The following is a 26,316-nucleotide window of genomic DNA, read 5'->3' as shown; positions in this document are numbered from 1 at the left end:
ATCGTGGTCGGCGGGTTAATCGAAGGCATTGACAAGGTTTCGAAAGGGGCCATTATTGTCTCCAACATCCCGCCCGCACCGGCTCGTCCCCGGTGGCGCCAGGAGGTCTGGAGATGCCGCGACGATGACGACCACGACCCTCGCGAAACCGGCGACCGTCACCGGCGCCGTGCCCGGCCGCAGACGCGGGGACGGCAGGGTGGCGCTGGCCTTCCTGGCCCCCGTGCTCATCGGGTTCGCCGCCTTCTACGTGTATCCCGCCGTACGCGGCGCGTGGTACTCCCTGACCGACTGGAACCTGCTGTCGGACCCGCGGTTCGTCGGCCTCGGCAACTACGCCGAGCTCGCCGGGGATCCGCTGTTCTGGAACTCGCTGAAGGTCACCGCGTACTACGTGGTGCTCACCGTCGGCATGCAGATCACCATCGGCCTCGGCCTGGCCGCCCTGCTGCACCGCCTCACCCGGTCGCTCGTGCTCCGCTCGCTGCTGGTCGTGCCCTGGCTGGTGCCGAACGTGACCTCGGCCCTGCTGTGGATGTGGCTGCTCGACGCCAACCTCGGCTTCCTCAACCATCTGCTGACCAGCCTCGGCCTGGACAACCAGGGCTTCCTGACCTCACCCGAGCTGGCGATGCCGAGCGTGGCCGCCGTCAACGCCTGGGGCGCCACGGGCTACACCACCCTGCTGCTGTACGCCGGGATGCTGCTGGTGCCGCCGCAGATCTACGAGGCGGCGGCCCTGGACGGCACCGGCGAGGTGCGCACGTTCTTCCGCATCACCCTGCCACTGATCCGTCCCATCCTGGCGTTCGTCCTGGTGGTCTCGCTGATCGACTCGTTCCAGCTGTTCGACACCGTCGCGGTGACCACGAAGGGAGGACCGGTGGACGCCACCCGCGTCGTCTACTACTACATCTACGAGGAGGCGTTCACCCATTTCAAGATGGGATACGCCTCGGCCCTGGCACTGAGCCTGGTGCTCATCCTCGGCCTGCTGACCTTCGTGCAGATGCGGCTGCTGCGCGCCTCCCGGTCGGACCTCGCATGAACGCGGCGGTGAGCGTGAGCGAGCCGATGAGCGTGGGACGCCGGCGGCTGCGCCGCCTGCCGGCCTGGATCTGCCTGATCGTGGCCATCGTGATCTCGCTCTTCCCGCTGTACTGGATGCTGCGGACCGCGATCACCCCCGGCCCCGAACTGCCGTCGGACAACGCGGGGCTGCTGCCCCGGCACCCCACACTGATCAACTTCGAGCGCGTGCTCGGCCTGGTGAGCCGGGACGAGGCCCGCGCGGCCGGCGGGTCGGGGGCGAACCTGAGCTTCTTCCTCTACCTGCGCAACTCCGTCCTCTACACCGGCCTGATCACCTGCCTGCAGACGATCTTCTGCGCGATGGCCGGGTACGCGTTCGCGCGGCTGCGCTTCCGCGGCAGGGACGCGCTGTTCAACGTGTTCGTCGCCGCGCTGATGGTGCCCCCGATCTTCACGCTGCTGCCCAACTTCGCCCTGGTGAAGCAGCTCGGCTGGCTCAACACCTACCAGGGGCTGGTCGCCCCGAGCCTGCTCATGACGCCGTTCGCGGTCTTCTTCCTGCGCCAGTTCTTCCTCGGCATCCCGCGTGACGTCGAGCAGGCGGCGTTCATCGACGGAGCCGGGCCGTGGACCGTCTTCTGGCGGGTGGTGCTGCCCATGACCAAGGGGCCGCTGTTCACCCTGGCGCTGACGACCGCGGTGTGGACCTGGAACGACTACCTGTGGCCGCTGCTCGTGGCGCCGGGCGAGGACACGCGCGTGCTCACCGCCGCGCTCGGCGTCTTCCTCAAGCAGTCGCCCAACACCTCGCCCGACTGGACCGGCCTGATGGCGGGCTCCGCCCTGTCGGTCGTCCCCGTCCTGCTGCTGGTGGTCTTCTTCGGCCGCCGCCTCGTGGACTCCATCCAGTTCTCCGGCATGAAGGGTTAACGGTGAAGAAGGCATTCACGGCGGTGACCGCCCTGCTCCTGACGGCGGCCTGCGGCGGGGGCGGCGGCTCGGCGGACGGCGGAGGCGTCACACTGACGTACGCGCTGTGGGACGACGTCCAGCAGGGCGCCTACCAGCAGTGCGCCGACGCGTTCCACAAGGCCAACCCGGACATCACCATCAAGATCTCGCAGAGCGCCTGGGACCAGTACTGGCAGAACCTCACCACCCAGATGGTCTCCGGCGGGGCCCCCGACGTGATCACGATGCAGGCGTCGAACTATCCCCAGTTCGTCGCGAACGGCCAGCTCCTGGACATCCAGCCGATGGTGACCGCCGACAAGGTCGACCTGAGTCAGTACTGGCCCGGCCTGGCCGGCCTCTGGGTGAAGGACGGCAAGCGGTACGGCCTGCCCAAGGACTGGGACACGATCGCGATCGTCTACAACGTGGACATGGCGAAGAAGGCGGGCGTGGACATGTCCGGCCTGACGTGGAACCCCGCCGACGGCGGCACCTTCGAGAAGGCCATCGCCCGCCTGACCGTGGACGCGAACGGCAGGCGCGGCGACGAGCCCGGCTTCGACAAGACCAAGGTCGCCGTGCACGGCATCGTGCCCGAACTGAACGACGGCTCGCAGGGCCAGAACGGCTGGGGCGACCTGGCGGTCTCCAACGGCTTCTCCTTCATCGACAAGAACCCGTTCGGCACCCGCTACTTCTACGACAGCCCCAAGCTCGCCGAGACCGCCGACTGGTTCAGAAGCCTGGCCGACAAGGGGTACGCCACGCCGTACGACAAGACCAGCTCGCTGGGCCCGGACACGATGCTGAACGCGGGCAAGGGCGCGCTCGGCATCACCGGCTCCTGGATGATCAGGACCTACCTCGACTCGAAGTCGCAGAAGTTCGCCTTCGCGCCGCTGCCGACCGGGCCGCAGGGCCGCAAGTCCGCCTTCAACGGCCTCGCCGACGTCATCTACGCCGGCACCGAGCACAAGGACGCCGCCTGGAAGTGGGTGAAGTTCCTCGGCTCCACGGCCTGCCAGGACATCGTCGCCGACAACGCGGTGGTCTTCCCCGCCATCACCTCCTCGGCGGACCGCGCGCTCAAGGCCCACAAGGCGGCAGGCCGGGACGTGCAACTGTTCGTCGACGAGGCCAAGGCGCCCGGCGGCACGTTCCTGCTGCCGGTGAGCGACCACGGCGACGAGATCAACCAGATCGTCTCCACCGCGATGGAGGAGGTCTGGCTCGGCCGGAAGGACGCGCGAACCGCGCTGACCGCGGCCAACCAGAAGGTCAACGCACTGTTCTCGGGTGGCTGAGTTCCCCGGTGGCTGACCGCGCCCCCGGAGCACCCGGAGCGCCCGGACAGAGAGAGGAGGTCCCTTCCCCGTGCTGGCGTGCGCCCTGCCGACCTCCCTGGGTCACGCCACTCCACACCGTCGAGAGCAGCCAACCCCCTGGGGGCGAGGCGGTGTGGAGAGTGCGGAACAGCACGCATGCGCCCCGCCGATCTCACAGATCTCACCGCGAGGAAGAACATGCGCATTCTCCGATACCTGGCGGCGATGCTCGCCGCCTCCACGGCGTTCCTCGGCGCGCTCGTCGGCGTCCAGGCCGCCGCCAACGCGGCGGCGGCCCTGCCGGACCCCGTCGCCTGCGCCGGCTGCCGGCACCCCGCCCTGAACACGAGCTGGCAGTGGCAGCTCAGCTCGGTGCCGGCGGAGCCGTTCCTGGACGTCGCGATGTACGACATCGACGGCTTCAACGCCACGGCGACGACCGTCCAGCGGCTGCACGCCACCAGGACCGGCCGCACGGTCGTCTGCTACATCAGCGCGGGGTCGTACGAGGACTGGCGGCCCGACGCCGGCGCGTTCCCCGCGTCCGTCCTCGGCAAGGCCCTGGACGGCTGGGCGGGCGAGCGCTGGCTCGACATCCGGCAGTACGGCGGCACGCTCGGCCAGATCATGCGGGCGCGACTCGACATGTGCAAGGCCAAGGGCTTCGACGCCGTGGAGTTCGACAACGTCGACGGCTACACGAACAAGACCGGGTTCCCGCTCACGGCCGACGACCAGCTCCGCTACAACGCCTGGCTCGCGAACGAGGCCCACACCCGGGGGCTGTCGGCCGGCCTGAAGAACGACAACGAGCAGATTCCCCGGCTCCTGCCGTACTTCGACTGGGCGCTGAACGAGCAGTGCTGGGAGTTCGGCGAGTGCACCACCGCGCAGAACGGCGACTACGGCCTCGACCAGTTCGTCAAGGCGGGCAAGGCCGTCTTCAACGTGGAGTACAACCTCGCCACCTCGAAGTTCTGCGCGAAGGCCAACGCGCAGAACTTCAACTCGTTGAAGAAGCGCCTCGAACTCGACGCCTACCGCGTCGCCTGCCGCTGATCGTCGACCGGCGGTGAGGACGCCGGGCCCCACCAGGGCCCGGCGTCCTCGTCGTTCACGCCTGTTGCGTGTATGCCTGTTCCGTGTATGCCTGCTGCGGGATCCGCACGACACTGCCGGTCGTCCTGGCCAGTTCCGCCGCCCACACCACGCGGTGGGTGGCCAGGCTCTCGGCCGCGTCCGAGCGCAGCCGCGCCGGGTCGCCCGTCGCGACCGCCGCCAGGAACGCCTCGACGAGGGCCTCGTCCCCGCCGCCGTGGCCGTCCGCCGCCGAGGGCCCCGCGTCGACCGACGTGTCCACGATCTCCTCGCCGCCGGTGCGGAAGTCCACCAGCCGCAGCGTGCGGCCGTCGCCGTCGAGATAGCCGTGCGTGCCGAACAGGCGGGTGCGGCGGTGCTCCATCGGCGTGAACGCGCTCATCGTGAACGAGCACGTCGCCCCGTCGGGGAACTCCATGGTGACCACCTGGTGGTCGACGACGTCGTTGTCGCAGGCGTAGACGCAGCGGCCGTACGGGCCGGTGCGCAGCGCGTCGAGGACGGCGGCCTCGGTGTGCGTCTCCGTGACCGCGGACAGCGGCCAGAACTCGCTGTCGGGGTCGCCGAGACAGCCGAGGTAGAGCCGCTTGGCCGAATAGGGGCACGCCGGCTCCAGCGGGCACTCCACGCAGCGCTCGGCCGCGCCGTCCGGACGGGACTCGGCGCGGAAGTGGGTGAGGCTCCCGAAGGAGCTGACCGCGGCCGGCGTCCGCCCGAAGAGGTAGACCAGCCAGTCGATGTCGTGGCAGGCCTTCGTCAGCAGCATCGGCGCCGAGGTGTCCTGGCGCCGCCAGTGCCCGCGTACGAAGGAGTGGGCCTGGTGCCACCACCCGACCGGCTCCAGGTGCTGCACGCTGACCAGCCGGCCGATCCGGCCGCTGTCGAGCAGCCGTTTGATCGCCTGCGTGTACGCCGTGTATCGCAGGACGTGGCAGACGGCCAGCATGATCCGGTTGCGCCGGGCCGCCTCGCCGATCGCGGCCGCCTCGTGGTCGGTGGTGGCCATCGGTTTTTCCAGGAGAATGTGATAACCCTGGTCGGCCAGCCGGACGGCGGGCCCGGTGTGCAGCCGGTCCTGGGTGGCGATGATCGCCGCGTCCGCCAGGCGCCCGGCGCCGGCCAGCTCGCTCCAGTCGGCGTACACCCGCTCCGGAGGGATTCCGAACTCCTCGGCCGTGCTCTCCCGGCGGTAGGGGTCGGGCTCGGCCACCGCGACGACCTCGCCCGATCCGCAGGCGTGCGCGTGCCGTGCGTACGCGCGGCCCCGGAGCCCGGCCCCGACGAGGGCTAGAGTCACCCTGGACATGGGATCCTTTCCCGAGAGAATTACGCAGGAGACCATTATTATTCGGCCCTGGTGGAGCGATCACAAGGGGATGCGGTGACCGAGGACCTGGGCGGGGGAGACCTCTCGCGGCTCCGTCGGCTGAACGCCCGTGCGGTGCTGAGGGCGCTGCGCGGGGAACCGGCGCTCACCATGACCGAGCTCGCCCGGCGCACCGGCCTGTCCCGCGCCTCGGCCGAGGACGTGGTGCGCGAGCTGCTGGAACGTGGCTGGGTGGGGGAGGCCGCGCCGACCGCCGGCGCGGTGGGCAGGCCCGCCCGCCGCTACCGCTTCCGGTCGGAGGCCGGCCGGGTCCTCGGCGTGGACGTCGGCGGCCACAAGGTCCTCGCCCTGGTGACCGACCTCGACGGCGCCGTCCTGCACGCCGCCCGGGTGGCCGTCACCCCTCTGATGGGCCGGGAGGAGCGGCTGGCCGCGGTGGACGAGGCGGTGGGCGTCGCGCTGACGGGAGCGGGCGTCGCCGCGGATGAGGTGTGGGCCGCCGGCGTGGCCACCACGGGGCTGGTCGACAGGACCGGCCGGGTCATGCTGTCGGAGGCGCTGCGGGAGTGGACGGGGGTCGACCTCGCCGCCCACCTGCGGCGACTGGTCGCCGGTCCCGTGCTGGTGGAGAACGACAGCAAGCTCGCGGCCCTGGCGGAGTCGTGGCGCGGGGTGGCGCGGCACGCGCAGGACGTGGTCTTCCTGCTGGCCGGGCTGCGCACAGGCACCGGCCTGATCATCGGAGGGAGGCTGCACCGGGGCTTCGGCAACGCCGCCGGGGAGATCGGCGCGCTGCCCGCCGCCGGCTGGGCCAGGGCGCAGCGGCACCTGAGGTCCCGGCTCGGCGACGCGGGGCGGGAGGCGGATCAGGACACGGCCGTCGAGCACGTCTTCCGCGCCGCCCGCGAAGGAGACCGCGCCGCCCTGTCGGCCGTCCGCCACTACGTGCGGGACCTCGCCGTCGGCGCCTCGGCGCTGGTGCTCACGCTCGACCCCGAGCTGGTCGTGATCGGCGGTGGGTTCTCCCGGTCCGCCGACCTGATCGTCGAGCCGCTCCGCCGTGAGCTGGACCGCTGGTGCGTACGGACACCCGAGGTCAGGGTCTCCGCCTTCGGCGACGAGGGGGTGGCGCTCGGCGCGGTCCGGCTGGCCCTCGACCACGTGGACGCCGTGCTGGACGAGCGGGGCGAGCTCGCCGCCCCCGGACACCTCCCCCGGCGCGCGTCCCGGAGCCCGGGCCACGGGTGACCGGGAGGCCGGTGAGCTCGAGGGAGGCCGGTGAGCTCGGGGGAGGCCGGTGTCGAGGTTCCACACGCCTGATCCCGGCCTCCCCCGCACGTCACTGGAGGCTGATGGAGTCGATGGTGATCGTGCTACGTCCGCCGTACCAGAAGCCCATCGCGAGCTGCCCGGGTGCCGCGCGGTTGATCCCGTTGGCGGACATCGGGATCTTGATGTCCTGGTACGCGGTGGTGATGGCCGGATGGCCTCCGCCGTCGAACGTGAAGTCGCCGAAGACCTTGGTCACCCCGCCGAGGCCGAGGTTGAAGTGGGCCTGCTCGCCTCCTGCCGCGCCCTTGATCCGGATGACGAGATAGGTGTACGCGGACAGGTCGGTGTTCACGTCGCTGCCGAACCAGCCACAGTTGTCGTACTGCAGGCTGAGCGCCCCACCGGACACGGCGCCGGAGCCGCCGCCGTTGAGGAAGCAGTTGCCGCCGGTCCACTTGCCGAGGTCGTTGCGCGCGGCCGACGGGTACGCCGGGTCGCCGTCGAAGTCGTCCACCACCAGGCCCGCGGTCGACGACGGCGAGGTGACGACGGTGACGGGCGCGGACGCGGCGGAGGTGTTGCCCGCGGCGTCGTACGCCTTGACCGTGTAGGTGTAGGAGGTCGCGGAGCTCAGCCCGGTGTCGGTGAATGACGTCGTCTGCGACGTCCCGGCCTCGGTGGCGCCGCGGTAGATCCGGTATCCGGCCACGCCGACGTCGTCCGTGGACGCCGTCCAGGACAGGGTGACCGAGTCCGCGGTGTGCGACGGGGAGGCCAGCCCGGTGGGCGCGGTGGGCGGTGTGGTGTCCCCGCCGCCGCCCGTGCCGACGGTGACGGAGCCGAGGCCGAGCCAGCCGTCGGCGCCCTGGGTGGCGTTGGCGAAGCGGAGCTTCTTCGCGTTCGCGGAAACGGCTTCCAGCGGGTTCTTCACCCGGAGGACCCACTGGTAGCTCCCACTGGGCACGCCGGAGAGGTTCACGCCGGTCTGGAAGTACTGCGGGTAGCCGTAGTCCAGATAGGTCGGGTCCGGCCCCTTGCCCCAGTCGGGGAACGCGCGGATCTTGAGCGGCATGACCGTGCGGAGATCCCAGGACGTGTCGAAGGTCTTGACCACGGTTCCGGCGCTGTTCTTCAGGCCGAGGGCGACCGTCCACGGGTAGTAGAACGGCGCCACGCCGTTGTTGCGGATCCGCACGCCCACGTTCGTGGTTCCGCTCGCGGTGTTCTTGAAGTACGCGTTGTCGACGGTGAGGTCGTACCCCATGAGCCGGACGGCGGCCGCGACGTTCGGGTCGCCGGACGCGTAGCTCTGGCTCGTTTCGTTGATCTTCCAGGTGGTGTGCTCAAGCTCGATGCAGGCCTTCATGTCGTCGACCTGCCCGGAGCCGCCGGGCCAGGACGCGAACGCCGAGGACTGGATCTCGGGCCGGACCTCGCCGCCCATCGAGTTGGTGATCCACTTGTTCTCGGCGCCCCGGTCGAGGGCCCGCTGGAGCTGGGCGTAGCCGGCCCCGCCGAGCGACCGCGGCAGCGTGACGCCGGCCAGAGGTGAGCCTTCGCGGTAGCAGAAGGAGTCGTCGTGGTAGCCGATGTCCCGGTTCGTCGCCGCGCCTGCCGCCGAGTCGGGGTACCGGATCTCCAGCTTGGTCTTGTTGAACGCGTCGTCGTACGCCTGGACGATCTGCGTGGCGTGCGCGTCGGTCGGCATGAAGTCGGGGTAGGTGTCGCCGCTGGTGTCGGTGTCGAACGGCCAGGTGTGCCACTCGCCCCACAGCCCGATCAGGCCCAGGTGGATGAACCCGATGCGCGGGTCGCCGTCGTACCGGGCGCCGAACGCCGCGATGAAGTCCTTCAGCGCGCCGAGCAGGTAGGGGCTGTCGTAGTCCGGGCTGGTGGTGCCCCAGAAGGTGTTGGTCCGGTACGTGACGTGCCCGTCGAAGCAGTGCGGGATGGCGTTGCCCGGGTGGCTCCCGGAGCCGCCGGGATACTCCAGGTAGAACCGCACGGCCGCCTGGTTGCCGTACGAGGCGATCTCGTTCAGCGCGTTGTCGAGGATCGACCAGTTGTACTTCGAGCAGTCGGCCGGGTCGGTCATCACCTCCGACAGGCCGAAGTAGCTCCACATGAGGGAGTGCGGGTAGCCGGTGTTCTCGTCGCTCCCGGGCCAGTAGAAGCGGGCGAATCCCTTGAGCGGGTTGTCCAGCGGAGCGGGTGCGGACGCCAGCGGGTGCGCCTGGAGCGACGGGTCGGGCGACGCGGGGGCCGTGGGCCGGGGCGGCACCCCGCCCGCGACCGGCGCGAGCGCCCGCGCCTGGGTGGCGGGGAGCAGGGCCGATAACAGGGCCAGCGCGACGGCGGCGAGGGCCGCGAGGGCCCGCCTCCTTGGCAGGACGAGGGCAGGCATGACTGAGGAACCTCCGAGATACGTGGGTGGCGGTAGCCTGCGGCGGGCCCCTGAGGGCTCGTCGCATGGGGGGATGACCTGGGTCGGAAGGGTTCTGAGGCGCTGCCGTACGCTCCCCAAGATATGAGGAGCTATTGACAAACTTCCGATGCCTCACATCATTATTCGCAAGTGACCCCGTGACAAGAGGTCAATTTCACTGAGCACCGAGGACGATGATGAGAACGATGCGGGCCGAGGAACGGTCGCAGGTCGCCGAGCCGAGCGATGCCGGCGCACCCCGGCGAAGACGGACCCGGCCGCGTGACGATCGCCGGGCGGCGTGGCTGTTCCTGATCCCCGCGATCGCCGGCTTCGTGATCTTCTACGGCTATCCGACCGTCCGGGGATTCTGGTACTCCCTGACCGACTACAACCTGCTCACGGCGCCCACCTACGTCGGCGGGGACAACTACGCCCAGCTCGTGGGCGACCCGCAGTTCTGGCACTCCCTCGCGGTCACCGTGTACTACGTCGTGCTCAACATCGGCTCGCAGATGCTGCTCGCGCTGGTCCTGGCCGCGCTCATGCACCGCCTCACCCGGTCGGTGGTGCTCCGCGCGACGCTGCTGCTGCCGTGGCTGGTGCCGAACGTCACCGTCGGCCTGATCTGGATCTGGCTGCTCGACGCCGACCTCGGCTTCGTCAACCACGTGCTGAAGGCGCTCGGTCTCGGCACGGTCGGCTTCTTCGTCTCACCCGACTGGGCCATGCCGACGATCGCGATGGTCAACACATGGGCGTACACCGGCTACACCGCGCTCCTGCTCTACGCCGGCATGCTGCAGATCCCGCCGCACCTGTACGAGAGTGCCGCCCTCGACGGCGCCGGCGAGCTGCGCATGTTCCGCTCGGTCACGCTGCCGATGCTGCGGCCCGTCCTCGCCCTGGTGCTGGTGGTGTCGCTGATCGGCTCGTTCCAGATCTTCGACACGGTCGCGGTGGCGTCCAAGGGCAGCGGAGCCGGCAGCGCGATCAGGGTCATCTACTACTTCATCTACCAGCAGGCCTTCCAGTACTTCCACATGGGCTACGCCTCGGCGGCGGCACTCGTGCTCGCGCTCGTCCTCGGCGTGCTCACGGTCGTGCAGTTGCGGCTGCTGCGGGCGTCCCGCTCGGACCTGGCCTGAGGAGGCGACACGTTGCGGCGCATCGCGAACATCGGCCGGCTGCCGGCCTGGGTCATCCTGGTCGTGGCCCTCCTGCTCACCCTGTTCCCCTTCTACTGGATGATCCGTACGGCGCTCACCCCGGCCGCCGACCTCTACGCCGACAGCGGCGCCCTGTTCCCGCGGCACCCGACGGCGGTGAACTTCCTGCGCATCCTCGGGCTCACCAGCCAGGAGGAGGCCCGCGCGGCGGGCGGGTCGGGCGCGCAGCTCGACTTCGCCCGCTACCTGCTCAACTCGGTCGTCTACAGCGGCCTGATCGCGACGCTGCAGACCTTCTTCTGCGCGATGGCCGGGTACGCGTTCGCCCGGCTGCGCTTCCCCGGGCGCGAGGTCGTCTTCGGTGTGATGATCGCCGCGCTCATGGTGCCGCCGATCTTCACGCTGCTGCCCAACTTCGTGCTGGTGAAGAACCTCGGCATGGTGAACACCTTCGCCGGGATGGTGGCCCCGACGATTCTGATGACCCCGTTCGCGGTGTTCTTCCTGCGGCAGTTCTTCCTGTCCATCCCGCGCGACGTGGAGGAGGCGGCCCGGCTGGACGGCAACGGCCCCTGGGGCGTGTTCTGGCGCATCGTGCTGCCGATGAGCCGCGGGCCGCTGATCACGATCGGGCTCACCACGACCGTGTGGGCGTGGAAGGACTACCTGTGGCCGCTGCTGGTCGGGCGTGAGGAGCAGACGCGCGTCCTCACCGTCGCGCTCGGCGTCTTCCTGCAGCAGTCGCCCAACACCCGCCCGGACTGGACCGGGCTCATGGCCGGGTCGACCCTCTCGGTCCTGCCGGTTCTGCTCCTGCTGGTCTTCCTCGGCCGGCGGCTGGTCCAGTCGCTCAACTTCTCCGGAATCAAATAACCCCCCACAAGAGAGGCACGACCCTATGAACACCACCAAGCGGGCAGGCGCGGCGCTGCTGTCGCTGGCGCTCGCCGGCACGCTCGCCGCCTGCGGGTCGGGCGGCGAGTCGCAGGACGACGCGGCCGGCGGCAACGTCACGATCGACTACTGGCTCTGGGACGACAACCAGCAGGCGTCGTACCAGGCCTGCGCCGACGCCTTCCACACGGCCAACCCGAACATCACCATCAAGATCACCCAGACGGCCTGGAACCAGTACTGGCAGAACCTCACCACCCAGCTCGCCGCCGGCCAGGCCCCGGACGTGTGGACCGACCAGGTCTCCTACTACCCGCAGTTCGTCGGCAGCGGGCAGATCCTCGACATCCAGCCGTACGTCACCCGCGACAAGGTGGATCTGACCCAGTACCAGGACGGCCTGGCCGACCTGTGGGTGAAGGACGGCAAGCGGTTCGGCCTGCCCAAGGACTGGGACACCGAGGCGCTCGTCTACAACAGCACCATGCTCGCCGAGCAGGGGATCAAGGCGGACGAGATGGCGAACCTCACCTGGAACCCCACCGACGGCGGCACGCTCCAGCAGGTCATCGCCAAGCTCACGGTCGACGAGAAGGGGCGCAACGGCCTCGACCCGGCGTTCGACAAGAACCACGTCAAGGTGTACGGCTTCCTGCCGGAGTGGGCCGACGGGTCGCAGGGCCAGAACGGCTGGGGCGACCTGGCCGTGGCCAACGGGTGGACATACCTGGACAAGAACCCCTGGGGGACGCACTACAGGTACGACGACCCCAAGCTCGTCCAGACCATCGACTGGTACAAGCAGCTCATCGACAAGGGCTACGCGCCGAAGTTCGACAAGCAGTCCACCCTCGGCCGCGACGCGGTGATGAACGCCGGCAACGGCGCGATGACCTTCGCAGGGTCGTGGACCATCAACACCTACCTGGGCTCCGACGCCGAGCAGAAGTTCGCCCTCGCCCCGATGCCCGTCGGCCCGGCCGGCGTGCGCAAGACCGCCATCAACGGCCTGTCCGACGCGATCTTCACCGGCACGCCGCACAAGGAGGAGGCCTGGAAGTGGGTGAAGTTCCTCGCATCGGCCGACTGCCAGGACATCGTCGCGGGCAACGCCGTCGTCTTCCCCGCGATCAAGACGGCCAGCGACAAGGCCGCGGCCGCCCACCAGGCCAAGGGGCGTGACGTGCACGCCTACCTCGACCCGACCAAGACGCCGGGCGGCACGTTCCTGCTGCCGATCACCGACCACGGCAACGAGGTGAGCCAGATCGTGCAGGACGCGATCCAGTCGATCATCCTCGGCCAGGCCGGCGCAGCGGACGCCCTGAAGAAGGCCAACGACCAGGTCAACGCGCTGTTCACCTGAGATTCCGAGCACAGACAAAGGAGCATCATGCCGCTGCTCGTCGAGCTGGCAGGCCGTACCGTAGCCGTTGAGCCGACCGGCTCCGAGCCACCTGAGAAGATCGATGGCGGGGTCGTGCTGCCGCCGGGCCGGGTGGCCGTGCTGCACGGCCTCGGCGACGCGCTGTTCTACCGGCACGGGCAGAACTCGTGGAGCCCGTGCGGGTGGCGGCGGCTGTCCGAGCCCCCGCTGCGCATCGCCGACCCGCGGCGCCGGACCACCGCGGACGACCCCGTCTGGGACGACCCGTCCCGCCACCACTCCTCGGCCGTCGCCGCCCTGCAGGGCGACGACGGGCGGGTCCTGCTGCTCGGCGCGCTCGGCGTCGGCACCCCGCGCCTGGCCGCCGACCGCGACACGCTCGCCGGCTGGTACGAGGACGACGGGGCGCCGTGGTTCCTCGCGTACGGCGAAGAGGAGGAGGTCTTCGGCGCCTACACCCGCGCGCTCGCCGCCCGCCTCGGCAGCCGCGACCGGCGCGCCGGGAACGTCTGGTGCAGCTGGTACGCCTACTACGAGGGCATCACCGAGGCGGGGCTGGCCGAGGACATCGCCGCGCTGAAGGGGCTGCCCTTCGACGTGCTGCAGGTCGACGACGGATGGGAGGAGGCGGTCGGCGACTGGGAGCCGAACGCCAAGTTCCCGTCCGGGATGCGCGCGCTCGCCGACCGCATCGCCGGCGCCGGGATGACACCGGGGCTGTGGCTGGCGCCGTTCATCGTGCTGCCGGGCTCGCGCACCGCCCGCGAGCGGCCCGAGCTGCTGCTGCGCGACGAACGGGGCGAACCCGTGGTCGCCGGCCACAACTGGGGGACCGGATACTGGGCGCTGGACCTGTCCCGGGCCGACGCGCTCGACCACGTGGAGCGGCTCATCCGGCGGGTGGTGCACGAGTGGGGCTTCGGCTACCTCAAGCTCGACTTCATCAACGCCGGCGCCGCCCCCGGCGTGCGGCAGGGCGGCATCGGGCGCGAGCAGGCCTACCGGCAGGCATTGGAGCTGATCAGGCGGACGGCGGGGGAGGACGTGTACCTGCTGGGCAGCGGCGCGATCCTGCTGCCCTCGCTCGGTCTGCTCGACGGGCTGCGCAGCGGGCCGGACGTCGCGCCGATGTGGCAGAACTACGCCAGCGACGACCCGTCCGACGCGATGGCGCGCAACGCGGTGGTCAACACACTGCACCGGCTGTGGCACGCGCCGCTGGCCGAGGTCGACCCCGACGTCGTGTACTTCCGCAGCCGGCTCAACCTGCTCACCGACCGGCAGCTCGGCTGGCTGCGTGACCTGGCCACGGTGTGCGGCTTCCGCGCGGTGTCCGACCCGCCGGGGTGGCTGCGCGCGGAGGAGCTGGCGGACATGACGGCGTACCTTTCCGCACGGCCCGCCGTCGTGCGGAAGGGCCGGTACGAGTTCGCCATCGACGGCCGCGAGGTGGACTTCGGCCCGGCCGTCGCCCCCGAAGGGCAGTGGTATCCGATCTCCTGATTTCGCACTACTCTTTTGTAAAGAGCTCAGCGTTATTCAGGGGATCGCATTCAGGGATCGAAGGGGGCGACGGTGACCGAGCAGGTCACGACCGGGACTCTGGTCACGACCGGGACGGACGTCACCCGGATGCGGGAGCTGAACGCGCTCAGCATCGTCCGGGCGCTGCGGGGCCACCCGCCGTCCACCGTCACGGAGCTGGCCACCCGCACCGGGCTGTCCAGGCCCGGTGCGGACGTCATCGTGCAGGGCCTGGTCGCCGACGGCTGGCTCACCGTCGTGGAGCCCGACGGCAGCAGCGTCGTCGGGCGCCCCGCCCGCCGTTACCGGTTCAACGCCGGCGCCGGTCACGTGATCGGCGTCGACGTCGGCGCGCACAAGGTGCTGGCCATGCTCGCCGACCTGGACGGCACCGTCGCGGCCACCAGCCGGCTGCCGGTCGACCCCGGCGCCGACCCGGCCGCGCGGCTCACCGTCGTCGACGCGGCCATCGACGAGTGCCTGAGCGCGGCCGGACTGCGCCCGGACGAGATCTGGGCGATCACCGTCGGGGTGACCGGGCCGGTCGACGCCAGCGGCCGTACCACGCTGTTCACGCCGCTGCCCGGGTGGGCCAGCGTGAACCCGGCCGAGCACCTGACCGGGCGTTTCTCCTGCCCGATCCAGGTGGAGAACGACTGCAAGCTGGCCGCCGTCGCCGAGCGCTGGCAGGGAGCGGCCCGCGACGCCGACGACATCGTCTACCTGCTGGCCGGCATGCGCACCGGCGCCGGCCTGATCATCGACGGCACGCTGCGCCGCGGCTACGGCGGCGCCGCCGGCGAGATCGGCGCGCTGCGCGAGGTCCGCTGGCTCACCGCGCCCTCCCACCTGGAGAACTGCGCCAGCCTGCCCGCGGCCGTCGACACCGACGACGCGGCGGCCTGGGTGTTCAACGCCGCCCGTGCCGGGGACAAGGCGGCCAGGACCGCGGTCCGGCGCTACACCCGCGACCTCGCCGTCGGCACCGCCGCCCTGGTCCTCACCCTCGACCCGCAGGTCGTCGTCCTCGGCGGCGGCTTCTCCCGCTCCGCCGATCTCATCCTCGACCAGCTGGCCCGCGAACTCCGCCGCACCTGCCTGCGTGTGCCCGAGATCCGTGCCTCCACACTCGGCGCCGAGAGCGTCGCCCTGGGCGCGTTGCGTCTGGCCCTCGACGAGGTGGACGCCCGCCTGTTCGGCACGGGACTGTCCACGCCGGCCGCCCCGCGCGCCTGACCCCCGGAATCGGTGTGCGCCTCCGGCCGGTGCGGGGTGATCTGTTCAGGTAAAGACATGTTTTGTCCTGTTTACACCATTCTTGTGCTGTGTGTACCTTTAGGGCACACGGCATGGGTACCCGGCCGACTTCCGCTGTCGTATCCCTTGCCGTGTCGTTGCCCGGACCGCGCGATGATCGCGCGGCCGCCGAATCCGCGTCATGCGGAGCCGGGGACCCACTCTCTTCGGGGTGAATCGGCGCGCAGGCCCCCAGATGCGCCCGTAGGGCACTTCCTGCCCGAACCCGTCAGCTAACCCGGTAGGCGGCATGGAAGCAAGGAGTCAACCCCGCATGTCCAGCCATCGGCTCTCCCTCGGGAGCCGGCCCTCCCGCCGGCGCCTGCGCTCCGCCCTCGCGGCGGCGACCCTCACGGTCACGGCCGCCACGGCCACCGTCACGGCGGCCGTCGTCCTGCCCGCCCCCGCCTACGCGAACCCGCACACGTACGGCCAGGACGTCTCCGGCTACGAGGCCGACCACGACTGGATGAACAGCCGCGCGCAGTTCGGCTTCATCAAGGCCACCGAGGGGACCTCGTGGACCGACTCGTCCTTCGCCCGCCACTGGCGGGAGCTGGAGAAGAAGGGCATCGTCCGCGGCGTCTACCACTACGGCCATCCCTCCAACGACCCCATCGCCGAGGCCGACCACTTCCTTGAGGTGGTGAACGCGCAGCCGAGCAAGCCCGGCGACATCCTGGTGCTCGACCTGGAGACCAGCGACGGCGAGTCCGTCGAACACGTCAACCAGTGGGCCAAGACCTGGCTGGAGTACGTGACGGCCAAGACCGGCACCAGGCCGATGTTCTACAGCGGCTGGAACTTCGCCGACGAGTACGGCCACGGCCTCGGCCAGTACCCGCTCTGGGTGGCCCACTACAGCAAGGCCCCGGGCGACATCACGCCGCCCGCCGACTGGAAGTCCTGGGCGATCCACCAGTACACCGACTCGCCCATCGACCAGAACGTCTCGGCGCTGACGCCCCTCCAGTTGCGCGCGCTCGGCCGTCCGTAGCCGCACTGGGCCCGGGGCGGGACGCCCGCCCCGGGCCCGTTCCGGCCGATCAGACCACCGCGCCGGAGCCGTCGCGCCGCACGGGCCTGGCCCGCGGGGCGGCGGGAGCCGGCGGCGGCTTCGTGGTGCGCCTCTCCAGCGCGATGGCCACCGGCCCGGCCACGAACGACGACGACAGCGTGCCCACGACGATGCCGATCAGCAGGGCGACCGCGAAGTCGCGCAGCGAGTCGCCGCCGAACACCGCCAGCGCCGCCAGGATGAACAACGCCCCGAGCCCGGTGTTGACCGTGCGCGGCACGGTCTGCAGGATCGCGGTGTTCACCACCCGGCCGAACGGCTCCCCGCGCCGCACCGGCCACAGCTCGCGCACCCGGTCGAAGAGCACGACCTTGTCGTTGACCGAGTAGCCGATGATCGTGAGCATCGCGGCCAGGAACACCCCGTCGATCGGCTTGCCCATCCAGGCGAACGCGCCGACGACGACCGCCGCGTCCACGAACAGCGCCGCCACGGCCGCCGTGCCGAACGTCCACCGGAACCGGAACGCCAGGTAGACGAGCTGCGCGGCGAGCGCGACGGCGAGCGCGATGAGCGCGTTGCGGCGCAGCTCCTCGCCGAGGCTCGGCCCGATGAGCTCGTCGCGCTGCTTGGAGACCTCGCCCACGCGCCGGTCCAGCGCCTCCTCCATGCGGACCACGTCGTCGGCGCTGATCTGCCCGGTACGCACCGAGATCGCGTCGTCCGACCGCTGCACGACGGCCGAGGGGAACCCGGCGTCCGCCACCGCCTGCCTCGCCGCGGCGACGTCGACGGGCCTGCTCGTGCCGAACTCCACGATGCGGCCGCCGGTGAACTCGACGCCGTAGTTCAGCCCGCGGGTGACCAGCCCCGCGCCCGCCAGCACCAGCAGCCCGGCCGCGACGGCGAGCCACAGCCGCCTGCCGCGCATCAGGTCCGGGTCGCGCCGGGTCAGCCAGGTCCTGACCCGGCCGATCGAGCCGATGCCGGACGCCCGGGGGCCGATCCTGCCGATCAGGGCGGCGGTGAGCACCCGGGTGATCAGCATCGCCGAGACCAGCGAGGCGAGCACGCCGATGGCCAGCGTCACGCCGAAGCCCTTCACCGGCCCGGAGGCGAGCCAGAACAGCAGCCCCGCGGCGAGCAGGGTGGTGATGTTGGAGTCGGCGATCGCGCTCCAGGCGTTCTTGAAGCCCCGGTCGAGGGCCGCCTTGAGGCCCCGGCGGGGCGCCGCGCCGTACTCCTCCCTGGCCCGTTCGAAGACCAGCACGTTGGCGTCCACCGCCATGCCGATCGCCAGGACGAACCCGGCCAGGCCGGGCAGTGTGAGTGTGGCTCCCATGGCCACGAGCCCGGCGTACGAGATCAGGCCGTAGCAGGCGAGCGCGACCGCGGCCAGCACGCCCACCAGCCGGTAGACGACGCCGATGAACACCGCGGTCAGGATCACCCCGACGACGCCCGCCTTGGCGCTCGCCGCGATGGCGTCGGCGCCGAGGGTCGGGCCGACCGTCCGCTGCTCGACCAGATCCAGCGGCACCGGAAGCGAGCCGCCCTTGATCAGCACCGCGAGGTTCTGCGCCTCCTGCGGGGTGAACGACCCGGTGATCTGCGTGGTGCCGCCGGAGATCCCCGCCTCGCAGGCGACCGAGTCGGCCACCTGCGGCGAGGAGATGATCTCGTTGTCGAGGACGATGGCGACGCGGCGCTTGTGGTCGCCGACCGGCGCGCAGGCCGCCTTCCCGGTCAGCTCCCGCCAGGGGCCGGGCTCCTTGAAGTCGATCGTGACGAACCAGCCCGGCCCCATCTGGGGGTCGGTGCGCGCGGCGGCGTCGGTGACGCCGGCCCCGCTGAGGGCGACCGGGCCGAGCTTCAGCTTCTGGCCGCTCTCGTCGGCGACCGCGTCCTTGTCGCCGTCCTCGGCGGGACCGAGCACCGGATGGAAGTTGAGCTGAGCGGTCTTGCCGATGACCGCGGCGGCCTCGCGCGGGTCGAGCACGCCGGGCAGTTCGACGATGATCCGCTTTTCGCCGGAGCGGACCAGGGTGGGATCGACGACTCCGAGGGCGTCCGCCCTGCGCCGGAGCACGTCGAGGGCACGGTCGGTGGCGTCGGCGTCCGCCTTGACCGTGGGGGAGTCCTTCGTCTCGAAGACGAGCTGGGTGCCGCCGCGCAGGTCGAGGCCGAGGCGCGGGGCCATGGTGAGGGCGAGCAGCAGTGAGGTCGCGATGACGGCGAGCGCCGCCACCGCGCGCCACAGGGGCGCACGGGACATGAAGCCTCCACAGGCGTACGAGTGGGAAAGGTCTCAGTACGCGGTGGAAGGAGGGGCGCGGGCCGTGGCGGCCCGGCGCGGGCACTGGGCGGGCGGGCCGTCGTGGTGCGGCCCGGCCCGGGTGACCCGGGTGCCGCCGCGCGGCGCCGCGGGGTTGGGCAGCACGACCGGCCCGCCGGACACGCCGGGGCCGCCCGCGCCCGCCTGGGCCCGGGGCGGGTCCCCCTGGGCCGGCCGCGTCGCGTGCGCCGGAGGGCGGATCCGGCTGTCCGTGATCCGGGCGCCGTCACGCGCCGCGGACCAGGCGCGGGCCGCCTCGCGTACGCCGCCCGCCCCGGCCGCCGGACGGCCCGCGGCGAGGTGGGGGCCCGTTGCGCGCGGACCCGCGGTGTGGAGACCCGCGTGGAGGCCGGTGGGGAGGCCCCCGGCGCGATGCGGCGTCTCCCACGCGGACGCGGAGGCGGGCACGCCGCCGGAGGTCAGGAAGATCGCGTGCAGCAGGAGCAGCAGCGCGGCGGTCAGCCTGCGTGGCACGATCCCTCCCTCCCTTCCTCCCGCACGGCCGGTCCCCTCTCACGAGGCCCGGTCTTCCGGCCACCGTAGCGAGTTCCGCCCGCGGATGCCGCATGCCGTACCGACGAGAACGGGAGCCGGCGGAAACACGGGAGCCGGGGAACGGGAAACGCACCCGGGCGGACGGGAAACGGCCCCGGGAAACGGGTACCGACAACGAATGGCCGGAATCGATCGGGGACCGTGCGGAAGAAACGGGCGGCGGGAAACGCGGATGACCGTTTCGCGAAGGTGGGTTATGGTCGGTCTCATGGCGACCTCACGACGTGGCACGTGCGGGTCCACCGCCTTCACGTTGGTGGTGGGCCTGCTGATGCTTGCCCTCGCGCTGGTCGCATCCACGCCCGCCTGGTACGGCGGCGATCCCGCCCAGCGCATGCCGCAGGCCGCCGCCGAGGTGTGGACGCCCGGGGCGTGGACGCCGCAGTCGGCGACGCTGCCCGCCGGCGCCGCCGGTCCCGAGCACCTGCCGTTCCCGGTCCGGCCGCGCAACGCGGCGGCCGCGGCGGCGGCTCCCGTCTCCACGCCGGCGCACACCTGGCACCACGAGGACATCGTCCTCAGCCCACAGCAAACCGGGCACCGCACCGCCGGCTCGCGCAGCCCACCACAGGCCTGATGACACGAGCTCGCTCGGAGCGCGCCGGAACCGCGGCACTGTCCCGGTCCTCGTCGTCGCGCGCCTGACCCGTCCCCGGCCACGCCGACGCGCCGTGTCGGGCGACCGGCGGCGTGACCGGTGACACGGGGTGACACGGGGTGACGGGGTGACACGGTGCCCGCTTCCGCGCATCCGCACCCTGCCCTACCGCCCCGGCCGCGGCGCGACTCCGCGTCGCACCGCTGCCGGTGGTGGCGCGCCGTCCCGGGCCGCCCGGCTCGGTCCGGCGCCGGTCGCGTGCCCGCGATGCCCCGGCTGTCGTCGCGGCTGTCGTCGCGGCTGTCGCAGTGGGTCCGCCCTCCGAGCCTCTGACCACCGTCACGCGGGCCTGCCCGCGTACCCGTCTCGTGGCACCGGCACCGGTGCGCCGAGGCGCGCGTGCTCGCGCGCGCCCACATCATCCTTCACCTGGAGTGATGCCGCTTATGGCAGAGATCAGGTCGCCGCGCCTCCTCATGGAGGAGTGCCGGCGGTACACCGCGCAGCTGTCCGAGCTGCGCATGCTGCTCGAGGAGCGGCTCCATGTCGCCCGGGCCGAGCTGGCCCGGACGCGCGATCCGTCCGAGGTGGCGCCGTCCGCCGCCCGGACCCGCCCGCCCGCCGCGCGCGTGCGGCAGGCGCGCCTCGACGTCGCCGCGATCGAGGCGGCGCTGGAGCGGATGGATCGGGGCCTCTACGGCACCTGCACCCGATGCGAGGCGTTCCTGCCGCTCGACCGGCTCCGGCTCGCGCCGCACGTGCAGCAGTGCGCCTCCTGCGCCGGCGAAACCCGGATGACGGCATGACGGTCATGGCCGGTATGACCGGTGTCAACGGGAGGAGAGGCGGGGGAGCGGCCCTCGCCCTCGATCTCGGCACCGCGCGGACCCGGCTGCTGCTGTCCGGCAGCACGGCGATCAGGGAGCGGCCGTCGGCGTGCGGCGGCCAGGGGACGGCCCGGCAGTGGCCGGTGCGGCACGGCATGGTCGCCGACATGCCGGGATGCGCCCGGCTGGTCCGCACGGCGCTGAGCGACGCGATGTCCGAGCGGCAGCCGCCCCTCGAACGCGTCCTGCTCGGCGTGCCCGTCGCGGCCTCGCGACTCGACCGGCGAGCCGCCTACGCGGCGGTCAGCAGCGCCGCCCGCTGCCGGGTGACGATCGTCGACGAGCCGCTGGCCGCCGCGGTCGGCTGCGGCGTGGACATCGCCGACCCGAGGCCCCGCCTCCTGCTCGACGTGGGGGCGGGGATCGCCGAGGCCGTCGTCATCCGCGCCGGCGAGATCGCCGACGCGGGCGCCGTACAGGTCGCGGCGGGCGACCCCGCGGAGGGCACCGGCTGCCCGCCGTACGCGCGGGAACGCGTCGTGGCGATGGTCGCCGACCTGATCGCGCGCGTTCCCGCCGCCCTGCGGGCCACCGCCCGGCAACAAGGCCTGCTGATCACGGGCGGCGGCGCCCGCGACCCGGAGCTGGCCCGCAAGCTCTGCGCGGAGCTGCGGATCACCGTCAGCCCCGCGGCCGACCCCGCCAACGCGACCGTCAGAGGACTGGCCTGCCTGCTGTCCACGGTCGGGCACCGCACTCCCGGCACCTCCGCCATCGGACGAAAGGACGTCGACGATGACCACCAGTGACGAGTTCACCGCCATCAGCGAGCCGCAGACGCAGGCGATGCGCGCCGACCTGGAGGAGCAGCTCCAGTGGCGTGAGGTGCAGCTGCGCGACCTGCGGGCCGCCGTCGACGGCGGCAACGACGACACCGCCAGGCTCGCCCTGCTCGCCGACGTCGCCGCCACCGAGCGGGCGGTCGCCGAGCTGCGCAAGGCGCTGCAGCGAATCGAGGAGGGAAGCTACGGCCGGTGCGCCGACTGCACCGCGGTCATCCCGTTCGGCCGGCTGAAGATCCGGCCCATGGCCCGCTACTGCATCACCTGCCAGCGGCGCCACGAGGCCCGCTGACGTACGGCGGGTAACCGGTCCCCGCGTCGCGCCGGAAGAGGAGGCGCGGGGGCCGTCCGGTTCAGGAGGCGCCGAGCGCGCGATGGCCGGGGACTCTCACTCAGCGGGAGGGCGGGGGCGGCCGGGCGCGGGGTCTGTCACGGTGGGGATCGACGCTCGGCCCCCCGACCGGCAGATTGGATTGAGCACAAGTGACGCAGATCCGAGGACTCGGCTACCTCAAGGTCCAGACGCGTGACATCGGGCGCTGGCGCGAACTCCTCATCGACGGTCTCGGCTTCGCCGAGGGGTCCGGGCCGGACCCGGACGGTCTGTACCTGCGCATGGACGAGCGCCGCGCGCGCCTCGTCGTGCTGCCCGGCGACACCGACCGGGTGCTCGCGGTCGGCTGGGAGGTGCGCGACCAGTTCGCGCTCGCCGCCGTCGGCCGGGCCGTCGAGGCGTCCGGCACGCCGGTGAAGGTGCTGTCGGAGGAGGAGTCCGCCGAGCGCGACGCCGAGGCGGTCATCGCCTTCACCGACCCCGCGGGCGTCCCCGTCGAGGTCTTCTTCGGTCCCGTGCTCGACCACAGCCCGGTCGTGACCGGCCTGGGCCAGCGCTTCGTGACCGGCGCGCAGGGGATGGGCCACGTCGTGGTGCCGACCACCGCGATGGACGAGACCGTCTCCTTCTACACCGAGGTGCTCGGCTTCCTGCCCCGGGGCGCCATCAAGATGGGCGGCGGGAAGCCGCCGTACCGCCGGGTGCGCTTCATGGGCGTCAACCAGCGCCACCACAGCCTCGCGATCTGCCCCGCCGGGTACGCCGGCGACCCCGGCCTGGTGCACCTGATGGTCGAGGTGGACAGCCTCGACGCGGTGGGCATGGCGCTCGACCGGGTGCGCGAGGCGGGCTTCTCGATCTCCTCCACCCTCGGCCGGCACACCAACGACAAGATGGTCTCCTTCTACGTCCGTGCCCCGGGCGGCTGGGACATCGAGTACGGCACCGAGGGGATGCTCGTCGACGAGACGTACTACACGGCCGAGGAGATCACCGCCGACAGCTACTGGGGCCACGACTGGTCGGGCTCCGAGCCGCTGGCCACCTTCGTGCCGAAGAAGTGAGTGAGCGGCCGATGACTCCCCGGCCGTCGGTCGAGCCCGTTCCCGCGGCCTCCGTCGCCGCGTTCGACCACGAGTGCGACGTGCTCGTCGTCGGCTTCGGCTGCGCCGGCGCGGCCGCCGCGTACGAGGCCGCCGCGGCGGGCGCGGACGTGGTGGTGCTGGAGCGCGCGGGCGGGCCGGGCGGCTCGTCCGCGATGTCCGGCGGCGAGCTGTACCTCGGCGGCGGCACCGCGGTGCAGCGGGCCTGCGGCTTCGAGGACGACCCGGACAACATGTTCGCCTACCTCGCGGCGGCGCTCGGCCCGCACGCCGACGAGGAGAAGCTGCGGCTCTACTGCGAGGGCGGCGTCGAGCACTTCGAGTGGTTCCGGGCCAGGGGAGTGCCGTTCAACGAGTCGTTGTTCGACGCGCCGAGCTGGATGCCCCCGACGACCGACGGCCTGATGTGGCTCGGGGAGAACGCCTGGCCGTACAACACCCTCGCGCGGCCGGTGCCGCGCGGCCACCGCCCGGCCGTCGAGAGCTGGGGCGGCCGGCTGCTGATGGAGAAGCTGGTGGAGGCGGCGCGGGCGGCCGGGGCCGCCTGCCACGCCGACACCCGTGCCACCAACCTCGTGGTCGACGGCGACGGCCGCGTCGCCGGGGTCGTGGCCCGCCGGTACGGCGAGGAGGTGACCTACCGCGCCCGCAGGGGAGTGGTGCTGACCACCGGCGGGTTCGTCGACAACGAGGAGATGCTCGCCGACCACGCCCCCGTGCTGCTCGGGCACGGCAAGGTCAGCGACGGCCTGGACGACGGCGACGGCATCCGCATGGCCACCGCGCTCGGCGCGGCCACCCGCCGCATGGGCGAGGTCGAGATCGCGATGGCCGCGCTGCCCGCCATGTTGGTGCGCGGCATGCTCGTCAACGGGCTCGGCCGGCGCTTCATCAACGAGGACGTCTATCCCGGCCTGTTCAGCGTCGCCGCCGTACGGCACCAGCCCGGGCCCTACTGGGCGATCATCGACGAGGAGGGCTACGAGGACATCCCCGCGCGGGACCTGTGGGGCGTGCGCCCGGTCTTCGTGGCCGAGACCCTCGCCGAGCTGGAGGAGTCGCTCGGCGTGCCGCCGGGCGCGCTGGAGGACACCGTCGCGGTGTACAACCGGCACGCCGAGCGCGGCGAGGACCCCTACTTCCACAAGGACCCGAAGTGGCTGCGCCCGTTGAAGGGGCCGTTCGCCGCCGCCGATCCGCGCCTGGGATTCGGCATGGGCGACCGCGACAGCGCGGGCAGGGGGACGGGCGCCGCCGGCTTCACGCTCGGCGGCCTGCGCACGACCGTGGACGGTGAGGTGCTGAACCAGTCGGGGCGGCCGATCCCCGGCCTGTACGCGGCGGGACGCGCCTCCTCCGGCATCCACGGCGAGGGATACGTCAGCGGCACCTCTCTCGGCGACGGCACCTTCTTCGGCCGCCGCGCCGGCCGCGCGGTCGCCAAGGAGGCGTGATGAACCGGTTCGACGGCAAGAACGTGCTGCTCACCGGCGCCGCCTCGGGCATCGGGCGGGCGGTCGCCGTACGGCTGCTGGCCGAGGGCGCCACGGTGTTCGCGGTGGACCGGGACGAGGACGGGCTCGCGGAGACCGGGAAGCTCGCGGGGACGGACCGGTTCATCCCCCACCCGGCTGACCTGGCGGAGGAGACGGCGGTGGTGTCGGCCGCCGCGGCGGCCGTCGCCCGCATGGGCCGGGTGGACGTGCTGGCCAACGTCGCCGGAGTGCTGCGGGTCACCCCGATGGAGTCGGTGCGGCTCGACGACTACCGGGACGTCTTCGCGGTCAACGTGTTCGCCCCGGTCGTGCTCTGCCGGGAGGTGCTGCCGCACATCCCGGACCGCACCGGGGTCATCGTGAACGTCACCTCGACGGCGGCGACGAAGGCGCACCCGTGGATGACCGGCTACGCCGCCTCAAAGGGCGCGCTGCTGTCGTTCTCGATCAGCCTCGCCGCCGAGCTGGCCCCGCGCAGGATCCGCGTCGTCCCGGTCTCGCCCGGCGGGGTCGCCACACCGCTGACCGCCAACCGGGAGACGTTCGCCGGCGTGGACACGTCCTGGTACGCGCGCACCTATCCCCTGTGGGGCAGGCCGGGCCGTCCGGAGGACATCGCCGGGACCATCGCGTACGTGGCCTCGGCGGACGGCGCCTACCTGAACGGCGTCGAGGTCCGCGTCGACGGCGGCTCGCACAGCTGACCGCCGTCCCGGCCCCGGTCGTGCCTGGCCATACTCGGGTTGGGCCCGGGTGAGTTGGGCCCCGGTGAGTTGAGCACGGTACAGCCGGGCGTAGGCGCCATCCGCCGCCAGCAGCTCCTCGTGCGTGCCCTGCTCGACGATCCGCCCGTCGTCCATCACGAGGATCAGGTCGGCGTTCCGAATGGTCGACAGGCGGTGCGCGATGACGAAACCGGTTCGCCCGGCCCGCAGCGAGGTCATGGCCCGCTGCACCAGCACCTCGGTGCGGGTGTCGAGCGCGCTGGTGGCCTCGTCGAGCACCAGGATCGGGGGATCGGCCAGGAACGCGCGGGCGATGGTGACAAGCTGGCGCTCGCCCGCGCTCAGCCCCTCGCCGTCGTCGTCGACCACCGTGTCGTACCCGTCGGGCAGCGTGCGCACGAGGTGGTCGACGCCGGTGGCCCTGGCCACCTCGACGATCCGCTCGCGCGGCACGTCGCCGGCGCCGTACGCGATGTTGTCGGCGATCGTGCCGTGCCGCAGCCAGGTGTCCTGCAGCACCATGCCGATCCTGGCGCGCAGCTCCTGCCTGGGCACCTGGGCGATGTCCACCCCGTCGACGGTGATCCGCCCGCCTGTGACGTCGTAGAAGCGCATGAGCAGGTTGATCAGCGTGGTCTTGCCCGCGCCGGTCGGGCCGACGATCGCGACGGTCTGCCCCGGCTCGGCGACCAGGGACAGGTCCTCGATGAGGGGGCGGTCGGGCGCGTATCGGAACGAGACGTTCTCGAACGTCACCCGCCCGGTGGCCGTGGCCGGAAG

At 71.9% G+C, this 26,316-nt stretch carries 22 protein-coding genes, 1 pseudogene and 1 riboswitch; of the genes and pseudogenes, 18 read left to right on the top strand and 5 right to left on the bottom strand.

The window, feature by feature from the left end; translation table 11 throughout:
- The first annotated feature begins 124 nt into the window (after window positions 1-124).
- The 4 genes from ABZ857_RS08365 (at window position 125) to ABZ857_RS08350 (ending at window position 4,370) form a co-directional block, all read left to right on the top strand.
- Window positions 125-1,048 carry a sugar ABC transporter permease gene (locus tag ABZ857_RS08365; RefSeq protein ID WP_357039557.1) on the top strand — a complete coding sequence of 308 codons (924 nt, stop codon included), beginning with the start codon at window positions 125-127 and terminating at the stop codon, window positions 1,046-1,048.
- Complete coding sequence (locus ABZ857_RS08360) at window positions 1,045-1,962, top strand: carbohydrate ABC transporter permease (RefSeq protein WP_357039554.1); 918 nt, start codon at window positions 1,045-1,047, stop codon at window positions 1,960-1,962. The genes ABZ857_RS08365 and ABZ857_RS08360 overlap by 4 nt, the downstream gene beginning before the upstream one ends.
- Before the next feature lie 2 nt (window positions 1,963-1,964).
- Window positions 1,965-3,290, top strand: coding sequence for a sugar ABC transporter substrate-binding protein (locus tag ABZ857_RS08355; protein WP_357039551.1), 1,326 nt, complete (start codon window positions 1,965-1,967; stop codon window positions 3,288-3,290).
- A 219-nt stretch (window positions 3,291-3,509) separates the two neighbouring features.
- On the top strand, window positions 3,510-4,370 hold the full coding sequence (locus ABZ857_RS08350; RefSeq protein WP_357039548.1) for an endo alpha-1,4 polygalactosaminidase: 861 nt from the start codon (window positions 3,510-3,512) through the stop codon (window positions 4,368-4,370).
- A gap of 55 nt (window positions 4,371-4,425) precedes the next feature.
- On the opposite strand, the gene ABZ857_RS08345 is transcribed toward ABZ857_RS08350, so the two are convergent.
- A complete protein-coding gene (locus ABZ857_RS08345; RefSeq protein WP_357039545.1) occupies window positions 4,426-5,715 on the bottom strand; it encodes a Gfo/Idh/MocA family oxidoreductase in 1,290 nt (429 codons plus the stop codon).
- 75 nt (window positions 5,716-5,790) lie between these two features.
- On the opposite strand from ABZ857_RS08345, the gene ABZ857_RS08340 reads away from it, so the two are divergent.
- Window positions 5,791-6,984 (top strand): ROK family transcriptional regulator, encoded by a 1,194-nt coding sequence (locus tag ABZ857_RS08340; RefSeq protein ID WP_357039542.1) that lies wholly within the window; start codon window positions 5,791-5,793, stop codon window positions 6,982-6,984.
- Window positions 6,985-7,075: 91 nt separating this feature from the next.
- Here the strand turns inward: ABZ857_RS08340 and ABZ857_RS08335 are convergent, their stop codons facing one another.
- Complete coding sequence (locus ABZ857_RS08335; RefSeq protein ID WP_357039539.1) at window positions 7,076-9,412, bottom strand: DUF4832 domain-containing protein; 2,337 nt, start codon at window positions 9,410-9,412, stop codon at window positions 7,076-7,078.
- A gap of 227 nt (window positions 9,413-9,639) precedes the next feature.
- On the opposite strand from ABZ857_RS08335, the gene ABZ857_RS08330 reads away from it, so the two are divergent.
- The 6 genes from ABZ857_RS08330 to ABZ857_RS08305 all read left to right on the top strand — a co-directional run bounded on the left by ABZ857_RS08330 (window position 9,640) and on the right by ABZ857_RS08305 (window position 16,700).
- A complete protein-coding gene (locus ABZ857_RS08330; RefSeq protein WP_357039536.1) occupies window positions 9,640-10,581 on the top strand; it encodes a sugar ABC transporter permease in 942 nt (313 codons plus the stop codon).
- Window positions 10,582-10,593: 12 nt separating this feature from the next.
- Entirely contained in the window at window positions 10,594-11,475 is an 882-nt protein-coding gene (locus ABZ857_RS08325; protein ID WP_357039533.1) for a carbohydrate ABC transporter permease, read from the top strand.
- Between the two features lie 25 nt (window positions 11,476-11,500).
- A complete protein-coding gene (locus tag ABZ857_RS08320; protein ID WP_357039530.1) occupies window positions 11,501-12,862 on the top strand; it encodes a sugar ABC transporter substrate-binding protein in 1,362 nt (453 codons plus the stop codon).
- 27 nt (window positions 12,863-12,889) lie between these two features.
- Window positions 12,890-14,386: a glycoside hydrolase family 36 protein gene (locus ABZ857_RS08315; RefSeq protein WP_357039527.1), complete on the top strand. Its 1,497-nt coding sequence runs from the start codon at window positions 12,890-12,892 to the stop codon at window positions 14,384-14,386.
- A gap of 72 nt (window positions 14,387-14,458) precedes the next feature.
- Window positions 14,459-15,643, top strand: a complete 1,185-nt coding sequence (locus ABZ857_RS08310) for an ROK family transcriptional regulator (protein ID WP_357039524.1) — start codon at window positions 14,459-14,461, stop codon at window positions 15,641-15,643.
- 177 nt (window positions 15,644-15,820) lie between these two features.
- Window positions 15,821-15,966, top strand: a riboswitch (cyclic di-AMP (ydaO/yuaA leader).
- 11 nt (window positions 15,967-15,977) lie between these two features.
- Window positions 15,978-16,700 (top strand): GH25 family lysozyme, encoded by a 723-nt coding sequence (locus tag ABZ857_RS08305; RefSeq protein WP_357039521.1) that lies wholly within the window; start codon window positions 15,978-15,980, stop codon window positions 16,698-16,700.
- 49 nt (window positions 16,701-16,749) lie between these two features.
- On the opposite strand, the gene secD is transcribed toward ABZ857_RS08305, so the two are convergent.
- A complete protein-coding gene (secD, locus tag ABZ857_RS08300) occupies window positions 16,750-18,996 on the bottom strand; it encodes a protein translocase subunit SecD (protein ID WP_357039518.1) in 2,247 nt (748 codons plus the stop codon).
- A gap of 33 nt (window positions 18,997-19,029) precedes the next feature.
- Complete coding sequence (locus tag ABZ857_RS08295) at window positions 19,030-19,530, bottom strand: hypothetical protein (protein ID WP_357039515.1); 501 nt, start codon at window positions 19,528-19,530, stop codon at window positions 19,030-19,032.
- Window positions 19,531-19,819: 289 nt separating this feature from the next.
- On the opposite strand from ABZ857_RS08295, the gene ABZ857_RS08290 reads away from it, so the two are divergent.
- The 7 genes from ABZ857_RS08290 (at window position 19,820) to ABZ857_RS08260 (ending at window position 25,515) form a co-directional block, all read left to right on the top strand.
- Window positions 19,820-20,188 (top strand): hypothetical protein, encoded by a 369-nt coding sequence (locus ABZ857_RS08290; RefSeq protein ID WP_357039512.1) that lies wholly within the window; start codon window positions 19,820-19,822, stop codon window positions 20,186-20,188.
- Window positions 20,189-20,655: 467 nt separating this feature from the next.
- On the top strand, window positions 20,656-21,015 hold the full coding sequence (locus tag ABZ857_RS08285; protein WP_357039509.1) for a TraR/DksA C4-type zinc finger protein: 360 nt from the start codon (window positions 20,656-20,658) through the stop codon (window positions 21,013-21,015).
- Window positions 21,012-21,845, top strand: a complete 834-nt coding sequence (locus ABZ857_RS08280; RefSeq protein ID WP_357039506.1) for a rod shape-determining protein — start codon at window positions 21,012-21,014, stop codon at window positions 21,843-21,845. The genes ABZ857_RS08285 and ABZ857_RS08280 overlap by 4 nt, the downstream gene beginning before the upstream one ends.
- Window positions 21,832-22,170 carry a TraR/DksA family transcriptional regulator gene (locus ABZ857_RS08275; RefSeq protein WP_357039503.1) on the top strand — a complete coding sequence of 113 codons (339 nt, stop codon included), beginning with the start codon at window positions 21,832-21,834 and terminating at the stop codon, window positions 22,168-22,170. The genes ABZ857_RS08280 and ABZ857_RS08275 overlap by 14 nt, the downstream gene beginning before the upstream one ends.
- A 191-nt stretch (window positions 22,171-22,361) precedes the next feature.
- The gene (locus ABZ857_RS08270) at window positions 22,362-23,276 is read left to right on the top strand and encodes a VOC family protein (protein WP_357039501.1); all 915 of its coding nucleotides are present in this window, start codon (window positions 22,362-22,364) and stop codon (window positions 23,274-23,276) included.
- A gap of 11 nt (window positions 23,277-23,287) precedes the next feature.
- A complete protein-coding gene (locus ABZ857_RS08265) occupies window positions 23,288-24,769 on the top strand; it encodes an FAD-dependent oxidoreductase (RefSeq protein ID WP_357039498.1) in 1,482 nt (493 codons plus the stop codon).
- Complete coding sequence (locus tag ABZ857_RS08260; RefSeq protein ID WP_357039495.1) at window positions 24,769-25,515, top strand: SDR family oxidoreductase; 747 nt, start codon at window positions 24,769-24,771, stop codon at window positions 25,513-25,515. The genes ABZ857_RS08265 and ABZ857_RS08260 overlap by 1 nt, the downstream gene beginning before the upstream one ends.
- 339 nt (window positions 25,516-25,854) lie before the next feature.
- Here the strand turns inward: ABZ857_RS08260 and ABZ857_RS08255 are convergent.
- A pseudogene (locus tag ABZ857_RS08255) lies at window positions 25,855-26,292 on the bottom strand (ATP-binding cassette domain-containing protein); the annotation flags it as partial.
- Between the last annotated feature and the right edge of the window lie 24 nt (window positions 26,293-26,316).

Source organism: Microbispora sp. NPDC046933, assembly GCF_040644635.1.
Taxonomy (GTDB): Bacteria; Actinomycetota; Actinomycetes; order Streptosporangiales; family Streptosporangiaceae; genus Microbispora.
Note: the sequence above shows the minus strand (reverse complement) of the source record. Positions and strands in the feature narration are given on the sequence as shown.

What these genes read in the sequence shown, in the direction of transcription:
- ABZ857_RS08365 (WP_357039557.1), top strand. Translation starts at nt 125, where the DNA reads ATGACGACCACGACCCTCGCGAAACCGGCGACCGTCACCGGCGCCGTG.
- ABZ857_RS08360 (WP_357039554.1), top strand. Translation starts at nt 1,045, where the DNA reads ATGAACGCGGCGGTGAGCGTGAGCGAGCCGATGAGCGTGGGACGCCGG.
- ABZ857_RS08350 (WP_357039548.1), top strand. Translation starts at nt 3,510, where the DNA reads ATGCGCATTCTCCGATACCTGGCGGCGATGCTCGCCGCCTCCACGGCG.
- ABZ857_RS08345 (WP_357039545.1), bottom strand. Translation starts at nt 5,715, where the DNA reads ATGTCCAGGGTGACTCTAGCCCTCGTCGGGGCCGGGCTCCGGGGCCGC.
- ABZ857_RS08335 (WP_357039539.1), bottom strand. Translation starts at nt 9,412, where the DNA reads ATGCCTGCCCTCGTCCTGCCAAGGAGGCGGGCCCTCGCGGCCCTCGCC.
- ABZ857_RS08330 (WP_357039536.1), top strand. Translation starts at nt 9,640, where the DNA reads ATGCGGGCCGAGGAACGGTCGCAGGTCGCCGAGCCGAGCGATGCCGGC.
- ABZ857_RS08320 (WP_357039530.1), top strand. Translation starts at nt 11,501, where the DNA reads ATGAACACCACCAAGCGGGCAGGCGCGGCGCTGCTGTCGCTGGCGCTC.
- ABZ857_RS08315 (WP_357039527.1), top strand. Translation starts at nt 12,890, where the DNA reads ATGCCGCTGCTCGTCGAGCTGGCAGGCCGTACCGTAGCCGTTGAGCCG.
- ABZ857_RS08305 (WP_357039521.1), top strand. Translation starts at nt 15,978, where the DNA reads ATGTCCAGCCATCGGCTCTCCCTCGGGAGCCGGCCCTCCCGCCGGCGC.
- secD (WP_357039518.1), bottom strand. Translation starts at nt 18,996, where the DNA reads ATGTCCCGTGCGCCCCTGTGGCGCGCGGTGGCGGCGCTCGCCGTCATC.
- ABZ857_RS08290 (WP_357039512.1), top strand. Translation starts at nt 19,820, where the DNA reads ATGGCGACCTCACGACGTGGCACGTGCGGGTCCACCGCCTTCACGTTG.
- ABZ857_RS08285 (WP_357039509.1), top strand. Translation starts at nt 20,656, where the DNA reads ATGGCAGAGATCAGGTCGCCGCGCCTCCTCATGGAGGAGTGCCGGCGG.
- ABZ857_RS08280 (WP_357039506.1), top strand. Translation starts at nt 21,012, where the DNA reads ATGACGGTCATGGCCGGTATGACCGGTGTCAACGGGAGGAGAGGCGGG.
- ABZ857_RS08275 (WP_357039503.1), top strand. Translation starts at nt 21,832, where the DNA reads ATGACCACCAGTGACGAGTTCACCGCCATCAGCGAGCCGCAGACGCAG.
- ABZ857_RS08265 (WP_357039498.1), top strand. Translation starts at nt 23,288, where the DNA reads ATGACTCCCCGGCCGTCGGTCGAGCCCGTTCCCGCGGCCTCCGTCGCC.
- ABZ857_RS08260 (WP_357039495.1), top strand. Translation starts at nt 24,769, where the DNA reads ATGAACCGGTTCGACGGCAAGAACGTGCTGCTCACCGGCGCCGCCTCG.